Genomic DNA, 15,359 nt, shown 5'->3' on the forward strand with positions numbered 1-15,359 from the left:
CACCGTCAGTGGAAGAACGTCATCCGTGTCAGGAAGGTGTGGCCGGCCTCCGCCGCCATCAACCACACCAGGACCAGCAGGCACAGGGGCGGCACCAGGATGGCATAGACCAGCGACAGCCGCTCCCAGGCCATGTGCATGAAGACCGAGACGATCAGCCCCGCCTTCAGCAGCATGAAGACAATGATCAGGGTCCAGCGCAGGTACCCATGGAAATGGAAGTAGTCGACCAGGTACGACATCGTGCTGAGCACGAACAGCAGCCCCCAGATCTTGAGATAGAGGCCGATCGGATGTTGTTGGCCGGTGTCGGGGTTCATGGTCGTCCTCACCAGAGATAGAACAGCGCGAAGATGAAGACCCACACGAGGTCCACGAAGTGCCAGTACAGCCCGGCGATCTCGACGATCTGGTAGTTGCCCTTCTTGTCGTAGTCGCCGCGGATCAGCTTGAAGGCCACGGTGAACAGGAAGACCACGCCGGCCGACACGTGCAGCCCGTGAAAGCCCGTGATCATGAAGAAGGTCGAGCCGAACTGCGCCGCGCCCATCGGGTTGCCCCAGGGCCGCACGCCTTCATGCAGGATCAGCTTGGACCACTCGAAGGCCTGCATGCCGACGAAGAGTTCGCCGAGGGTCGCGGTCACGATCATCAGCGTGGCGGCGTTCACGCGGTCGCGGCGGTAGGCGAAATTGACGGCCATCGCCATCGTGCCGCTGCTGCTGATGAGCACGAAGGTCATGATCGCGATCAGCAGCAACGGGACGTCGGCGCCCGCCACGTGGAGCGCGAACACCTCGCTCGGGTTGGGCCACGGCACGGTGGTCGAGACGCGCACCGTCATGTAGCCGGTCAGGAAGCAGCTGAAGATGAAGGTGTCGCTGAGCAGGAAGATCCACATCATCGCCTTGCCCCACGAGACGTGGAACGCCTGGCGATCGGAAGACCAGTCGGCAATCAGCCCGCGCCAGCCGCTTGCGGCAAGGGTCGGATTCAACGGCGTTGCCGCGATGGTTGCGGTGTTGTTCATGGATGCCTCCTCAGGATGTGCCGCAGACGAAGCGCGCCACCTCCGGCGTCACCCACCCCAGCAGCGCGAACAGCACCAGCCACACCGCCAGCATGAAGTGCCAGTAGCGCGCGCACAGCGCGATGCGCCATGCGGCCCTGGCGGGATCGGGCCATGCGGCGTGCGCCGTCCAGGCCCACCCGACCAGCCCACCTGCCAGGTGGAGCCCGTGCATCGCGGTCAACAGATAGAAGAAGCTGCCCGCCGGATTGCCGGCCGGCATCACCTGCGCGCTCAGCAGCGCCTGCCAGGCCCACAGCTGCACGCCCAGGAAGCCCACCGCGCAGAGGCCTCCCGCCAGCAGCAGGCGGCGCGCCCGCATCGGGTCGGCGCCGCGCGATGCGCCACCGGCCCCTTGCAGCGCCACGCTGCCCGCCACCAGCAGCGCCGAACTGAGCCAGAGCTGCCACGGCAGCGCGATCGTCATCGAGTCGTCGCCGCTCATGCGCATCACGTAGGCCACGATGAAGAGCGAGAACAGCGCGGTGGCCACGCCCATGAAGACCCACAGGCCGATGCTGGCCGCGCTCGCGCGCGCATCGCGGGGCCGGCCGCCGCGGTCGCTCCAGGCGGCAACCGCGGTCGTCAAGAGACCTCCGTGCTGCGCACTGCGGTGCGAGCTTGCTTGGGAACGGCCCGGCGCTGCGCTCATGCCGGCGCTCCCCGGACCTCGCTCTGGCCTTCCGGCTCGGGCTCCCCGGCCCCGGCCTGCGGCGGCGCGTTCTGCGCGATGAAATCTTCCGCCGCGCCCGGCTCTCCATAGGCATAGGCCCACCGGTAGACCACCGGCAGCCGCGGCCCCCAGTTGCCGTGGCCCGGCGGCGTGGCGGGCGTCTGCCATTCGAGCGAGGCGGCACGCCATGGATTGGCGTCGGCCCGCTGTCCGCGCCAGGCGCTCCAGGCGAGATTGGCGATGAAGAGCAGCTGCGCCACGCCGACGATCAGCGCGACCACGGTGATGAACGTGTTCAGGGTGAATGCCGAGGGCGGGATGAACTTGTAGCCGTCGAAGTTGTAGTAGCGCCGCGGCATGCCCAGCACCCCGAGGTAGTGCATCGGGAAATAGATCAGGTAGGTGCCCAGGAAGGTGATCCAGAAATGCAGCTGGCCGAGCCGGTCGTCGAGCATGCGGCCCGTGACCTTGGGAAACCAGTGGTAGATGCCACCGAACACCACCAGCAGCGGCGCCACACCCATCACCATGTGGAAGTGCGCCACCACGAAATAGGTGCCCGAGAGCGGGATGTCCACGCTCACGTTGCCAAGGAACAGGCCGGTCAGCCCGCCGATGAGGAAGGTGCAGAGGAAGGCCAGCGCGAACAGCATCGGCACCGTCAGGTGGATGTCGCCGCGCCACAGCGTCAGGATCCAGTTGTAGACCTTGATCGCGGTGGGCACCGCGATGATCAGCGTGGTGGTCGCGAAGAAGAAGCCGAAGTACGGGTTCATGCCGCTCACGAACATGTGGTGCGCCCAGACCACCACGCTGAGCGCGCCGATGGCGACGATGGCCCACACCATCATGCGGTAGCCGAAGATGCACTTGCGCGCGTGCACGCTGATCAGGTCGGAGACGATGCCGAAGGCCGGCAGCGCCACGATGTAGACCTCCGGATGGCCGAAGAACCAGAACAGGTGCTGGAACAGCAGCGGGCTGCCGCCCTTGTAGCCCGTCACCTGGCCCATCGACACCAGCGCCGGCATGAAGAAGCTGGTTCCCAGCGTCCGGTCGAGCAGCAGCATCACGCCGCTGACGAACAGTGCCGGAAAGCCGAGCAGCGCAAGGATGGTGGCGACGAAGATGCCCCACACCGTGAGCGGCATGCGCAGCAGCGTCATGCCTTCGCAGCGCGCCTGCAGCACGGTGGTCACGTAGTTGAGGCCGCCCATCGTGGTCGCCACGATGAAGATGAGCAGCGACACCAGCATCAGCACGATGCCGCCCGCATGGCCCGGCGTGCCGGGCAGGATCGACTGCGGCGGATACAGCGTCCAGCCCGCGCCGGTCGGTCCGCCCGGGACGAAGAAGCTCGCCATCAGGACCACCACCGACAGCAGGTAGACCCAGAAGCTCAGCATGTTGAGGTAGGGAAAGACCATGTCCCGCGCCCCCACCATCAGCGGGATCAGGTAGTTGCCGAAGCCGCCGAGGAACAGCGCCGTGAGCAGGTAGATCACCATGATCATCCCGTGCATGGTCACGAACTGGTAGTAGCGCTCGGCGTTGATGAAGTCGAACTGGCCCGGAAAGCCGAGCTGCAGCCGCATCAGGTTGGACAGCACCACGCCCACCACGCCCACCGCGATGGCGGTGCAGGCGTACTGGACGGCGATCACCTTGTGGTCCTGGCTCCAGACGTAGCGGGTCAGGAAACTCCGCGGCGCGGGGTGCCCGGCGTCGTCGGCGTGGGACATGGCCTGCCCCGTGGGCGAAGAAGAGTTCATCGCGCAGCCTTCTGTTCGGCGGCAGCCTGCGCCGGCGGGCTGCCCAGACTCTGGATGTAGGCCACCAGCGCGGCCAGTTCTTCATCGGTCATTTCGATCTTGGGCATGACCGGCGGGAAGCCCTTCACATGGCGGGCCTGCGGATCGCGGATGAAGCTGCGCAGATAGGTTTCGTCGACCAGCGCGGTGGAGCCGTCCGCCATCGTCTCGGTCTTGCCGTGCAGGCCCTTCCAGGTCGGCCCCACGCGCGGGCTGCCGTCGATCGTGTGGCAGGCCACGCAGCCCTTGGCGTCCGCCAGCGCGCGGCCCTGCTCGACGCGTGCGCCGCCTGCCGCAGAGGCGCCGGCCGGAGCGGCCGGCGCCTCGGGCGCCTTGGCCTGCGACTTGGCGAAGCTCGGCAGCGCCGCGTACCAGGCCTTGTAGTTCGCCGGGTCCTCCACCACCACATAACCGCGCATGTTGGGATGGCCCACGCCGCACAGCTGCGCGCAGAGCGCCTCGTAGCGGCCCGCGACGCTCGGGGTGAACCAGAAGCGGCTGACCTGCCCCGGCACCATGTTCATCCGGGCGCGGAACGGCGGCACGAAGAAATCGTGCAGCACGTCGTTCGAGCGCATCAGCACCAGCACCGGCTTGCCGAGCGGCAGGTGCACCTCGTCGCCGGGGATCAGGAGGTCGTCCTGCCCGGCGGGGTCGCCCGGGTCGATCCCGAATGGATTGGTGGCGCTGACGAAGCGCGCGTCGCTCGCGCCCAGCTTGCCGTCCGGCCCCGGGAAGCGGAAGCGCCATTGCCATTGCTGGCCCAGCACCTCCAGCACGAGGGCGTCGCGGGGCTCCCTGACGTAGTTCGCGTACACCACGAGGCCGGGCGCCAGCAGCGCCATGATGCCGACGGTGGTGCCGCCGATCAGCCAGCGCTCGAGCTTCCTGTTCTCGGGCTCATGCGCCGCCCGGTGCCCCTCGCGATGGCGAAAGCGCACCAGCATGTAGGCGACGAACACGTTGATGACGACGAAGAAGATCCCCGTGATCACCAGCGTGATGGTCAGGGTGTCGTCCATCGGCTGCCAGTTCGAAGCCAGGGGCGTCGTCCACCATGGATTGAAGACGTGGAACAGCACCGAGCCGAGCACGATGAGCAACAGGGCGACGGCCATGATCATGTGCGGTCCCTCGGCTCGGCATCATGGGTTCAGGGCTCATTCGCGCTTCAGAGAAACGCCGGGATTCGCGGCTCTTCGCCCTCGAACCGGGCCTCGGGATGCGCAGACTGCAGCAGCGCCTCGATGTCCCGCACGCGCGAACGCGGCAAGTCCACCATCAGCAGGATCTGTCCCTGCGCGATGGCGCCCTCGAAACGCTGCAGCCTGGGACTGGGGATGGAAATGCCGATCATGCTGGCCGACCAAGTGCCGACCACGCCACCCACGACGGCCACCAGCACGGCCACTTCCCATTCGGGATCGTCGCCGAAGATCGGAAACATCAGGGCAGCCATGAGGCCGACGACGATGCCGCAGGCGCTGCCGACCGCCCACCCGGTCTTGGCTGCGTGGACCACGTCCGAGGTCTGCCACACGTTGGCCGCATGGAGCCCGGCCATGTCCATGCCTTCCGGTCCGGCGAAATGAATGCGCGCAACGTCGACGCGCGCCCGCACCAGATCGTCCATCGCCCGCCTGGCGCTCGCCAGGTCCGGCATCAGCCAGTAGATGCGTCTCTTCATAGCGTCCCCTTTCCGCCTTGCGACAAGCCGAGGAAACATGAACGACTTATATGCCCAAGGAGAGCCGCCATCAAGGGGTGCTGCATTCGGCGGCCGCGGCGTGGGTAACCCGCCAATCCATCTTTTTTTGACCGAATGGATGATTTAGATCATCATCCCCGCTCCTACTGCCCGTCACCACGAGGTACGCCACGATGAACCCGGTCCCCTTGCGCAGCCGTTTCTGGTCCGACCTGACCAGCGAAGAGTTCTCCCGCCTCGACCGTGAACGGCTCATTGCCGTGCTGCCCGTGGGCGCGACCGAGCAGCACGGCCCGCACCTGCCGATGTCGACCGACACCGCCACCATCGACGGCATGGTGCACGCCACGCTGCCGCACCTGCCCGACGACCTGCCGGTGCTGTTTCTGCCCACCGTGCCCTACGGCAAGAGCAACGAGCATTCGCGCTATCCGGGCACGCTCACGGTGTCCGCCAACACGCTGATCTCGCTGTGGAAGGACATCGGCGCCTGCGTCGCGAAGGCCGGTGTGCGCAAGCTGGTGCTCTACAACAGCCACGGCGGCCAGATGAGCGTGATGGACATCGTTGCGCGCGACCTGCGCGAGGAACACGACATGATGGTCGTGGCCGCCAACTGGTACACGCTGGGCCTGCCCGAGGGCCTGTTCACCGCGCACGAGGGCCGGCACGGCATTCACGCCGGGGATCTCGAAAGCTCGGTCATGCTGCACCTCGCGCCCGACTGCGTGCGCAAGGACCAGTTCCAGAACTTCAGCTCGATGACGGAGCAACTGGCCGCCGAGAACAAGTTCCTGTCGATCACCCCCAGCGGCAAGCTCGGCTGGCAGATGCACGACATCAACCCCGCGGGCGCGGCCGGCGACGCCACGCGCGCCACCGCCGAAAAGGGCGCCGCCGTGCTCGACCACGTGGGCCGCCGCTTCGTCGAGCTGCTGCAAGAAGTCGACCGCTTTCCGCTCTCGCGCCTCGCCAACGAACCGGCCTGGAAATGATGTCCGTCCCCACTCCACCGCGCCTGGTCACCCTGCGCAACGTCAGCAAGCGTTTCGCGAACGGCACGCTCGCGCTGCAGGGCATGACGCTCGACATCGGCGAGCACGACTTCATCAGCTTCCTGGGCCCCTCAGGCTGCGGCAAGAGCACCGCGCTGCGCCTCATCGCGGGGCTCACGCGCCTCAGTTCGGGCGACATGCACTGGTCGGGTGCCAACACCGGAAAGACGCAGAGCGACCGCGACCTGGGCTTCGTGTTCCAGGAGCCCACGCTCATGCCCTGGGCCAAGGTGTTCGACAACGTGTGGCTGCCGCTCAAGCTCGCCGGCATGAGCCGCGACGCAGCGGCGCCGGTGGTGCAGCAGGTGCTCGAGATGGTCGGCCTCTCGCGCTTTGCCGACGTGTATCCGCGCGAGCTCTCGGGCGGCATGAAGATGCGCGTGTCGATCGCGCGCGCGCTGGTCACGCACCCGCGCCTGCTGCTGATGGACGAGCCCTTTGCCGCGCTCGACGAGATGACGCGCATCAAGCTCAACAACGACCTGCTGGCCATCTGGCGCGAGCACCGCTTCTCGGTGGTGTTCGTCACGCACAGCGTGTACGAGTCGGTGTACCTGTCGAACCGCATCGTCGTGATGGCGGCGCGCCCGGGGCGCGTGATCGACGAGATCCGCATCGACGAGCCCTACCCGCGCGGCGAAGAGTTCCGCACATCGAGCCGCTACAACGCGCATTGCACGGCGGTGTCCCAATCCCTGCACGGAGCGCTGCATGGCCTCGAGATCGATCACTGAGCCCGTCGCCCTCGCGGACGCCAATGCGGATGCGGTGCCCTCCGAGGCCGCGCTGCGCGCCCACGAAGACAAGCTGCGCCGCCGCGAGTCGATGCTGCGCATCGTGGCGCCCGTCGTCATCATCGCGGCGCTCCTGCTGCTCTGGGAATGGACCGTGCGCGCCAACAACATCCCGCACTACATCCTCCCCGCACCCTCGCTCATTCTTCGCACGCTGTTCGACAACTGGGATTCGCTCTCCAGCGCCCTGTGGTTCACGATCAAGCTCACGCTGCTCGCGCTCGGTGCGGCCATCGTCGGGGGCGTGCTTCTGGCGATCGCGTTCGCGCTCTTCAAGTGGGTGGAAATCGGCCTGTTCCCCATCGCCGTGATCCTGCAGGTGACGCCGATCATCGCGATCGCGCCGCTGATCCTCATCTACGTGTCGAACACCACCGCGGCGCTGCTGCTGTGCGCGTGGATCGTGGCCTTCTTTCCGATCCTGTCGAACACCGTCATCGGCCTGAAAAGCGCGGACAGCAATCTTCGCGACCTGTTCCAGCTCTACAAGGCCTCGCCGTGGCAGACCTTCCGCTACCTGCTCGCGCCCAGCGCGCTGCCGTACTTCATGGCGGGCCTGAAGATCGCGGGCGGGCTGAGCCTGATCGGCGCGGTGGTGGCCGAGTTCACGGCCGGCACGGCGGGCAAGGAAACGGGTCTTGCATCGCGCATTCTCGAGTCGAGCTTCCGCACCGAGATTCCGATGATGTTCGCGGCGCTGCTGCTGGTGTCGTTGTTGGGCATCGTGATCTTCATCGTGTTCGCAGCCTTGTCGCGGCTGGTGCTCGGGCATTGGCACGAAAGCGAAATGCGCCGTGAGAACTAGGCTCGCCCCCAGTCTTCGCGCACTTCGTGTCGCTTCGCCAACCCCCTACCGGGGGCAACACCAGCGGCCCGGCAAAGCCGGTTCCGCGGTGTTCCCCGAACAGAGACGACAGGAAGTTCCATGAACTCCGTGCCTGCCGCCGACTGGGACGCAGTGCGCAATGACCTGCGCGGCCTCAATGTGATCACCGCGCCGGCGCAACGCAAGCAGCTGTCGAAAGACTTCTACTGGTACAGCCCCATCCTCACCGCGCAGCTCGCGGGCTGCGTGGCCGACCTCGTCGTCAAGGTCAGCACCGAAGACGACGTGCGGCAGGCCGCCGCCGTGGCCGCGAAATGGAAGCTGCCGCTCACCGTGCGCGCCGGCGGCACCGGCAACTACGGCCAGTGCGTGCCACTCGAAGGCGGCATCGTGCTCGACGTGACGCAGATGTGCCGCGTGCTCGACATCCAGCCCGGACGCATCCGCGTCGAAGCCGGCGCGCGCATGCACGACATCGACCTCGCGGCGCGCGAGACCGGCCAGGCGCTGCGCATGTGGCCCTCGACCTGGCACGTGGCCAGCATCGGCGGCTTCATCGCGGGCGGCTTCGGCGGCATCGGCTCGTTCCGCCACGGCATCCTGCGCGACCCCGGCAACCTGCTGCGCGCGCGCGTGATGACGGTGGAGCGCGAACCGCGCGTCATCGAGCTGCATGGCGACGAGATCCAGCAAGTGCACCACGCCTATGGAACCAACGGCGTGATCCTCGACGTCGAGGTCGCGCTGAGCCCGGCCGTCGAATGGGTGCACTGCACGGTGCTGTTCGAAACGTACCGCGGCGCGCTAGCCTTCGCCGTCGCGGCGCAGGCGCCCGCGCTCGACATCTTCCTGCTGTCCACGGTCGAGGCGCGCTTCTCGCCCTACTACACGGCCATGCGCGACCGTTTTCCTGCCGACCGGCATGCGGTGTTCGCCATGGTCTCGCCCGGGTCGATGGCGGACTTTCGTGCGCTGGCCGATGCACAGGGCGGCACGATCTCGGTCGCCGGCACCGAGGCCGAGCTGCTCGCCGAAGGCCTGCCCCCGGCCTACGAGTGCGCCTTCAACCACACGACGCTGCAGGCTCTGAAGGCCGATCGCAGCTGGACCTACCTGCAGGTGGCCTACGCCCAGCCCTTCGACCCGGCCGTGGTCGAGCGGCATCTGCAAATCTTCGGCGACGACGTGCTGCAGCACCAGGACTTCGCGCGCGCCAACGGCGAGTGCGGCACCTTCGGCATCCTGCTCGTGCGCTGGAAGGGCGAGGCCCACCAGTACGAGCTGATCCGCGAGATCGAGTCGCAGGGCGGCTGCAAGATCTTCAATCCGCATGTCGTCACCATCGAGGACGGCGGCATGAAGACCATCGACACGCAGCAGATCGAGTTCAAGAAGCGCAGCGATCCGATGGGTTTGATGAACCCCGGAAAAACGCGCGGCTGGTCGCCCGACATGGCCCGCGACCGCTGAAAAAGAATAGTCTTCGCATCCCGTACTTACCCAAACCTCCACAGGAGCACGTCCCCATGCGCATCCCCGCCTTCCATCTCCGCCCGTTGGCCTTCGGCCTGGCGCTGACCGCAGCCTTCGCCGCGCAGGCGCAGGAAAAAGTGGTATTCGCCACCAACTGGAAGGCGCAGGCCGGCCACGGCGGCTTCTACCAGGCGCTGGTGGACGGCACCTACAAGAAATACGGCCTCGACGTCGATATCCAGCAGGGCGGCCCGATGGTCAACAACCGGCCGATGCTGCCGGCCGGCAAGGTCGACTTCCTGATGACCGGCAACCTGCTGCAGTCCTTCGACAACGTGAAGAACGGCGTGCCCACCGTGGTCGTCGCGGCCTTCTTCCAGAAAGACCCGCAGGCCATGTTCGCGCACCCGGGCCAGGGCTTCGACACCTTCAAGGACATGGCCAAGGCGCCCGTGGCCTTCATCGGCAAGGACGGCCAGTTCAGCTTCTGGCAGTGGATGAAATCGGAGCACGGCTTCAAGGACTCGCAGCTCAAGCCCTACACCTTCAACGTCGGCCCCTTCCTGGCCGACAAGAAATCGATCCAGCAGGGCTATGCGATTTCGGAACCGCTGTCGATCAAGGCCCAGGCCGGCTTCGACCCGGTGGTGCAGCTGCTGGCCGACAACGGCTTCTCGACCTACTCGACCACCGTCGAGACGCGCGCCGACCTGATCAAGAACAGGCCCGAGACGGTGCGCAAGTTCGTCGAGGCCTCGATCATCGGCTGGAACAACTACCTCTACGGCGACAACAAGGCGGCCAACGAGATGATCGCCAAGATCAACCCCGATTCGCCCGTGGCCGCATCGCAGGGCTCCATCGAGCTGATGAAGAAGATGGGCATCGTCGACAGCGGCGAATCGCTCGCCAAGGGCATCGGCGCGATGGACGAGGCGCGCGTGAAGGACTTCTACGACAAGATGGTCAAGGCCGGCCTGTACAAGCCGGGCGAGGTCGACCTGTCGAAGGTCGTCACCACGCAGTTCGTGAACAAGGGCGTCGGTGTCGACGTCCGCAAGAAGCTGACGGGCAAGTAGGCGGCTTCGTTTTTTCCCGTGGGTCGCGCGGGGCTTGCGCCGGGGTCAGATGCCGGCGCCTGGGTTGCCATAAGGCACTGCGCGGCCTTTTATCCCCTGGGCTCTGACCCCGTCTCGCCAGCAACAAAGAAACGCTGAGCGAACCGGCCCTCAACCATGAAAACGTTAGTCATCCACTGCCATCCGAACCCCGACAGCTTCAACCACGCGCTCTACCGCACCGCGCTCGAAGCGCTCCAGCCGCGGCACCCCGTCAAGGCCATCGACCTGTACGCCGAGGGCTTCGACCCGACGCTGACCCGCGAAGAGCGCATCGCCTACCTCGACAACCCCGACCTGATCCGCGAACGCGTGAGACCCCACGTCGAGGCGCTGCTATGGGCCGAGCACCTGGTGTTCGTGTTTCCGACCTGGTTTCACGGACCGCCGTCGATGCTCAAGGGCTGGCTCGAACGGGTGTGGCTGCCGGGCGTGGCCTTCCTGCCGGCGCAGCGCAAGGGGCAGATCGCGAAGTCGGGGCTGCGGCACATCCAGCGGCTCACGGTGGTGACCACCGGCGGCTCGCCGCGCTGGTTCGTGATGATGATCGGCGACCCGGGCCGGCGGCTGTTCACGCGCGCATTGCGCGCGCTGTTCGCATGGCGCTGCAAGGTGACGTGGCTGCAGCTGCACGACATGAACGCCGTGACTGCAAGCGACCGCAGCCACTTCATCGAGCGCGTGTCGCGCAAGCTGGGCAGCATCTAGAGAACGCAGAAAGCAGGGAGACACATCACCATGAGCCTCGAACGCACGCTCACCGTACGCGTCGAACGCATCTCGCGGCAGACGCCTGAAATACTGGCCTTCGAACTGGCCCATCCGTGGGGCCGGCCGCTGCCTGCCTACGAGGCCGGCGCGCACATCGACGTGCACATGCCTGGTGGGTTCTCGCGGCAGTATTCGCTGGCGCGCGCGCCTTGCGGCGCCAACTCGTACGTGATCGGCGTGAAGCGCGAACTCGACAGCCGCGGCGGTTCGGCCTCGATGCATGAGCGCGTGCGCGAAGGCGACCTGCTCGCGATCAGCGCGCCGCGCAACACCTTTCCGCTGCGCGAGGAGGCCGCGCACCATCTGCTGATGGCCGGCGGCATCGGCATGACGCCGCTCCTGGCGATGGCGCAGGCGCTCGCGGCGCGCGGCGCATCGTTCACGCTGTGCGTGTTCGCGCGCAGCGAGGAGCACCTGGCCTTTGCCGGCGCGCTGCGCGACCCCGCGCTGGCGCCGCATCTGCGGCTGCATCTCGACCAGGGCGACGCCTCGCAGCGTATCGACCTGCGGGCGCTGCTGGCCCGACCCGCACCTGGCACGCACCTGTACGTGTGCGGCCCCGGCGGCTTCATGCAGGCGGTGCGCGACGCGGCCGCGCACTGGCCCGAAGACGCGCTGCACGCCGAATATTTCGCCGCACCCACCGATGCCGGTACCCCAACCGGCCTGCCCTTCACGCTGAAGCTCGCACGGCGCGGCATCAGCGTGCCCGTTGCCGCAGACCAGACTGCCGTCGACGCGCTGCACGAAGTCGGCATCGACATCCCCGTGTCGTGCCAGCAGGGCCTGTGCGGCACCTGCGTGGTCGAGGGCGACGGCGAAGGCGCCGAGCATCGCGACTTCTGCCTCACGGGCAGCGAGCGCCGCCACAAGGTCGCCCTGTGCTGCTCGCGCGCCAAGGGGCAGGAACTGGAACTCCAGCTGTGAGCGCGCGTCCTCCCATCAACGAAGAAGGCGACGGCGAGGCGCCCGCCACGCGCGGCCGCTCGCGCAAGTACACGCAGGTGCTCGGCCTCATCAACCAGGCCGCCATCGAAGTGTTCGCCAGCGAGGGGCTGGCCGGCGCATCGACGCAGGCCATTGCCGACAAGGCCGGGCTCTCGAAGGCGCAGTTGCACTACTACATCGAGAGCAAGGAAGCGCTGTATCGCCAGGTGCTGCAGGACATCCTCACCGACTGGATCGTGGTGTTCGGCTTCAGCGACGAGGCCTTCGGCCCGCGCAAGGTGCTGGGCGACCTGATCCAGCGCAAGATGATGTTCTCGTTCGAGCACCCGCTGCGCTCGCGCATCTTCACCGCCGAGATGTTGCGCGGCGCGCCGGTCATCGACGACATGATGGACACGAGCAAGCAGCGCACCGACCAGGCCGCCGCCGTGATCCAGAACTGGATGAACCAGGGCCTGATGGACAAGGCCGACCCGATGCTGGTGCTGTTCCACATCTGGGCCGTGACGCAGTTCTACGCCGACCACGCCACCCAGGCCGCGTACTTCCGCAACGTGGCCCAGCAGGGCGACGACAAGGACCGGCGCTACCTGATCGAGCAGGTGACGGAGTTCCTGCTGAAGGGTGCGGGCGTCAAGTAGAAGGCGAGCGCTGGGGCAGGTACATGGTGGCTTCGACTTCCACCAGCACTTCGTCCCCCGGCAGGAAGCGCGACACCTCCACCACCGTGCTCACCGGCGGCTCGCCCGGATAGAACAGGCCGCGCACGCGGTTGTAGAAGGCGTAGTGCGGCAGGTGGCGGAAGTACTGCACCAGCTTCACCACGTCTTCCATCGTGCCGCCATGCTCGGCCGCGATCTGGCGGATGCGCTCGAGCACGAACCAGCTCTGCGCGACGATGGGCGCCTCGAACACGTCGACCGACATCTGCCCCGTGGCGTAGCCGACACCCTGCAGCGCGGTGCGTGCGGCCTCGGGAATCGCGTCGTAGCCTGCGACTGCGCGGCGCGTGGCGGGGTCGACCGCGACCACGCCGCTCATGAAGACGAAATCGCCCACGCGCCTGGCGGCGGCGTAATTGGCCATTGGCTTGCCCATGCTCATTGTGTTTTCTCCAGTACCCGGCCGGCGCGGATGACGGTGCGTTGCCGTCCGCGCGGGCCGATGAGTTCGTGTTCGTCGGTTGCCGCCAACACCAGCAGGTCCGCCGGGCAGCCCGGCGCGATGCGCCCGTCCCATGCGAGCCCCAGGGCTTTCGCGGGGCTCACGGTGACGGCGTCGAGCCAGTCGGAGGCCGGGGCCAGGTGCGCCATCTGCACACCAAGGCCGAAGGTCTCCAGGAGGTCGTAGCTGCCGTAGGGATAGAAGGCGTCCTGCACGTTGTCGGTTGCCAGGCTTGCACGCAAGCCCCATGCCGCCGCCTCGCGGATGCGCGTGATGCCGCGCTGCACGGGCGTGCGGTCCCACGCGCCTTGCAGGTAGAGGTTGGTGGTGGGCAGCGCGACGAGGTGAATGCCCGCGCCGGCGCACAGCGCCAGCGTTTCATTGGCAACTCCATCGCCCTGCACCGACAGCGAGCAGGCATGGCCGCAGGCCACGCCGTTCCTGAAATTGCGCGCACGCACCAGTTGCGCGATGCTGCGCAGACCGCTGGCTTCGGCGTCGAGGCCTTCGTCGACATGGAAGTCGAGCCCCAGCCCGTGCTGCTGCGCGAGGTCGAACACGCGCCCGAGCTTGTGGACGATGCCTTCGTTGCGGTAGACGAACGCGCCGAGCACGCCGCCCGCACGCTTCACCTCGCATGCGATGCGCTCGCCGGCGGCAAGGTCGGCGAACAGGTCGAGCGGCGTGAGCGAAACGAACTGCAGCTCGACGCGGCCACGCCATTCTTCGCGCAGTGCCTCGAACACGGGCAGGGCGGCGGGCGGCTCGGGCTGCACCCAGTCGAGGTGCGTGCGCAGCGCGCGCGCGCCCGATTGCCATGCGTCGTGCAGCGCGCGCTCCATGCGCAGGCGCAGCGACTCGCCGGTCCAGCTGTCGCGGTGCTTGTTCATGCGGTCGATGGCGGCGAACAGATTGCCCTGCGCCGCACCCACGTCCTGCACGGTGTAGTTCTTGTCGATGTGCGCATGCGCCTCGACCAGTGCGCTCAGCAGCGTGCCGCGCGCGTGCTGCTGTTGAGCGCTGGCCACGACGGACCCGACCCTGTCGCCGGCCAGCGTGACGTCGAACAGCTGCGCATCGCCCGCCGCGAAACCTCGCAGCGGCACCGGAATGCGCAGCGCTTCGAGCTTCATGCGCGCTGCTGCAAGGCGCGCAACCAGCCGAGCCCGGCCGAGGTGCCGCCCGGCTCCGAACCGCGGCGCGGCCGGTATTCGCAGCCGACCCAGCCCTGCCATCCGCACTGCGCCGACACTTCGTCGATCACGTCGAACAGGTACGGGTAGTTCTGCTCGCCGATGTCGGGCTCGTGGCGCTCTGGCACGCCGGCGATCTGGATGTGGCCGACGCGGCCGGTGGGCAGGTACTTGCGGATCTTCATGGCCACGTCGCCTTCGACGATCTGGCAGTGGTACAGGTCCATCTGCACCTTGAGGTTCGGTGCGCCGACGGCCTCGACGATCTCGTGCGCCTGGTCCTGGCGGTTGAGGAAGAAGCCCGGAATGTCACGCGTGTTGATCGGCTCGATCAGCACGTCGCGGTTTGCCTTGGCAGCTTCGGCCGCGGCCCAGCGCAGGTTGTCCAGGTACACGGGCCGCAGCGCATCGCGCTCCAGGCCTTCGGGCACGAGGCCGGCCATGACGTGGATGCGGGGGCAGTCGAGCGCCACGGCGTAGTCGATGGCCCTGGCGATGCCTTCGCGGAACTCGGCCTCGCGTCCGGACAGGCAGGCCAGGCCGCGTTCGCCGCCGTTCCAGTCGCCGGGAGGGCCGTTGAACAGCACCTGCTGCAAGCCGTTGTGCTTCAGCCTTGCGAGGATCTCGTCTTTCGAAAAGTCGTACGGAAAGAGGTACTCCACGGCCTTGAAGCCGTCTTTCGCGGCGGCGTCGAAGCGGTCGAGAAAGGCGAGCTCCGGATAGAGCATCGAGAGGTTGGCGGCGAATTGGGGCATG

17 protein-coding genes are annotated in these 15,359 nt (G+C 67.1%); 8 read left to right on the forward strand and 9 right to left on the reverse strand.

Features of this window, described 5'->3' with window-relative positions:
* Positions 1–5: 5 nt before the first annotated feature.
* Genes ACEN9N_RS23605 through ACEN9N_RS23630 form a run of 6 tightly spaced genes read right to left on the reverse strand, consistent with a single transcriptional unit; the run spans position 6 to position 5,240 of the window.
* A complete protein-coding gene (locus ACEN9N_RS23605) occupies positions 6–320 on the reverse strand; it encodes a cytochrome C oxidase subunit IV family protein (RefSeq protein ID WP_007829103.1) in 315 nt (104 codons plus the stop codon).
* An 8-nt stretch (positions 321–328) separates the two neighbouring features.
* Positions 329–1,030, reverse strand: coding sequence for a heme-copper oxidase subunit III family protein (locus tag ACEN9N_RS23610; protein ID WP_007829105.1), 702 nt, complete (start codon positions 1,028–1,030; stop codon positions 329–331).
* Positions 1,031–1,040: 10 nt separating this feature from the next.
* Positions 1,041–1,658 (reverse strand): cytochrome c oxidase subunit 3 family protein, encoded by a 618-nt coding sequence (locus ACEN9N_RS23615; protein WP_495654647.1) that lies wholly within the window; start codon positions 1,656–1,658, stop codon positions 1,041–1,043.
* A 59-nt stretch (positions 1,659–1,717) separates the two neighbouring features.
* Positions 1,718–3,484, reverse strand: a complete 1,767-nt coding sequence (gene ctaD / locus ACEN9N_RS23620; RefSeq protein ID WP_495656416.1) for a cytochrome c oxidase subunit I — start codon at positions 3,482–3,484, stop codon at positions 1,718–1,720.
* A gap of 26 nt (positions 3,485–3,510) precedes the next feature.
* Positions 3,511–4,677 (reverse strand): cytochrome c oxidase subunit II, encoded by a 1,167-nt coding sequence (locus tag ACEN9N_RS23625; protein WP_007829111.1) that lies wholly within the window; start codon positions 4,675–4,677, stop codon positions 3,511–3,513.
* Positions 4,678–4,724: 47 nt separating this feature from the next.
* Complete coding sequence (locus ACEN9N_RS23630; RefSeq protein WP_007829115.1) at positions 4,725–5,240, reverse strand: hypothetical protein; 516 nt, start codon at positions 5,238–5,240, stop codon at positions 4,725–4,727.
* 194 nt (positions 5,241–5,434) lie between these two features.
* Between ACEN9N_RS23630 and ACEN9N_RS23635 the strand changes: the two genes are divergently transcribed.
* The 8 genes from ACEN9N_RS23635 to ACEN9N_RS23670 all read left to right on the forward strand — a co-directional run bounded on the left by ACEN9N_RS23635 (position 5,435) and on the right by ACEN9N_RS23670 (position 12,887).
* Positions 5,435–6,256, forward strand: a complete 822-nt coding sequence (locus ACEN9N_RS23635) for a creatininase family protein (RefSeq protein WP_495654648.1) — start codon at positions 5,435–5,437, stop codon at positions 6,254–6,256.
* Positions 6,256–7,050, forward strand: a complete 795-nt coding sequence (locus ACEN9N_RS23640) for an ABC transporter ATP-binding protein (RefSeq protein ID WP_495656417.1) — start codon at positions 6,256–6,258, stop codon at positions 7,048–7,050. Before ACEN9N_RS23635 ends, ACEN9N_RS23640 begins: the two co-directional genes overlap by 1 nt.
* On the forward strand, positions 7,028–7,915 hold the full coding sequence (locus ACEN9N_RS23645; protein WP_495654649.1) for an ABC transporter permease: 888 nt from the start codon (positions 7,028–7,030) through the stop codon (positions 7,913–7,915). The genes ACEN9N_RS23640 and ACEN9N_RS23645 overlap by 23 nt, the downstream gene beginning before the upstream one ends.
* Positions 7,916–8,035: 120 nt before the next feature.
* Positions 8,036–9,406, forward strand: coding sequence for an FAD-binding oxidoreductase (locus ACEN9N_RS23650; RefSeq protein ID WP_495654650.1), 1,371 nt, complete (start codon positions 8,036–8,038; stop codon positions 9,404–9,406).
* Positions 9,407–9,462: 56 nt separating this feature from the next.
* Positions 9,463–10,488 (forward strand): ABC transporter substrate-binding protein, encoded by a 1,026-nt coding sequence (locus tag ACEN9N_RS23655; RefSeq protein ID WP_495654651.1) that lies wholly within the window; start codon positions 9,463–9,465, stop codon positions 10,486–10,488.
* Between the two features lie 156 nt (positions 10,489–10,644).
* Positions 10,645–11,235, forward strand: a complete 591-nt coding sequence (locus ACEN9N_RS23660) for an NAD(P)H-dependent oxidoreductase (protein WP_495654652.1) — start codon at positions 10,645–10,647, stop codon at positions 11,233–11,235.
* 30 nt (positions 11,236–11,265) lie between these two features.
* Positions 11,266–12,225: a PDR/VanB family oxidoreductase gene (locus ACEN9N_RS23665; RefSeq protein ID WP_495654653.1), complete on the forward strand. Its 960-nt coding sequence runs from the start codon at positions 11,266–11,268 to the stop codon at positions 12,223–12,225.
* Entirely contained in the window at positions 12,222–12,887 is a 666-nt protein-coding gene (locus ACEN9N_RS23670) for a TetR family transcriptional regulator C-terminal domain-containing protein (protein WP_007829134.1), read from the forward strand. Before ACEN9N_RS23665 ends, ACEN9N_RS23670 begins: the two co-directional genes overlap by 4 nt.
* Here ACEN9N_RS23670 and ACEN9N_RS23675 read toward each other — a convergent pair.
* From ACEN9N_RS23675 to otnI, 3 genes are read right to left on the reverse strand one after another with little or no spacing between them, the layout of a single operon-like run.
* Positions 12,880–13,350 (reverse strand): RidA family protein, encoded by a 471-nt coding sequence (locus ACEN9N_RS23675; RefSeq protein ID WP_007829136.1) that lies wholly within the window; start codon positions 13,348–13,350, stop codon positions 12,880–12,882. The two genes, ACEN9N_RS23670 and ACEN9N_RS23675, sit on opposite strands and share 8 nt — an antisense overlap.
* Positions 13,347–14,543, reverse strand: a complete 1,197-nt coding sequence (locus tag ACEN9N_RS23680) for an amidohydrolase family protein (protein WP_413314064.1) — start codon at positions 14,541–14,543, stop codon at positions 13,347–13,349. Before ACEN9N_RS23680 ends, ACEN9N_RS23675 begins: the two co-directional genes overlap by 4 nt.
* Positions 14,540–15,358, reverse strand: a complete 819-nt coding sequence (otnI, locus tag ACEN9N_RS23685; protein ID WP_413334321.1) for a 2-oxo-tetronate isomerase — start codon at positions 15,356–15,358, stop codon at positions 14,540–14,542. Before otnI ends, ACEN9N_RS23680 begins: the two co-directional genes overlap by 4 nt.
* Position 15,359: the final 1 nt, after the last annotated feature.

The sequence above is a fragment of the Variovorax sp. Varisp46 genome (assembly GCF_059491885.1).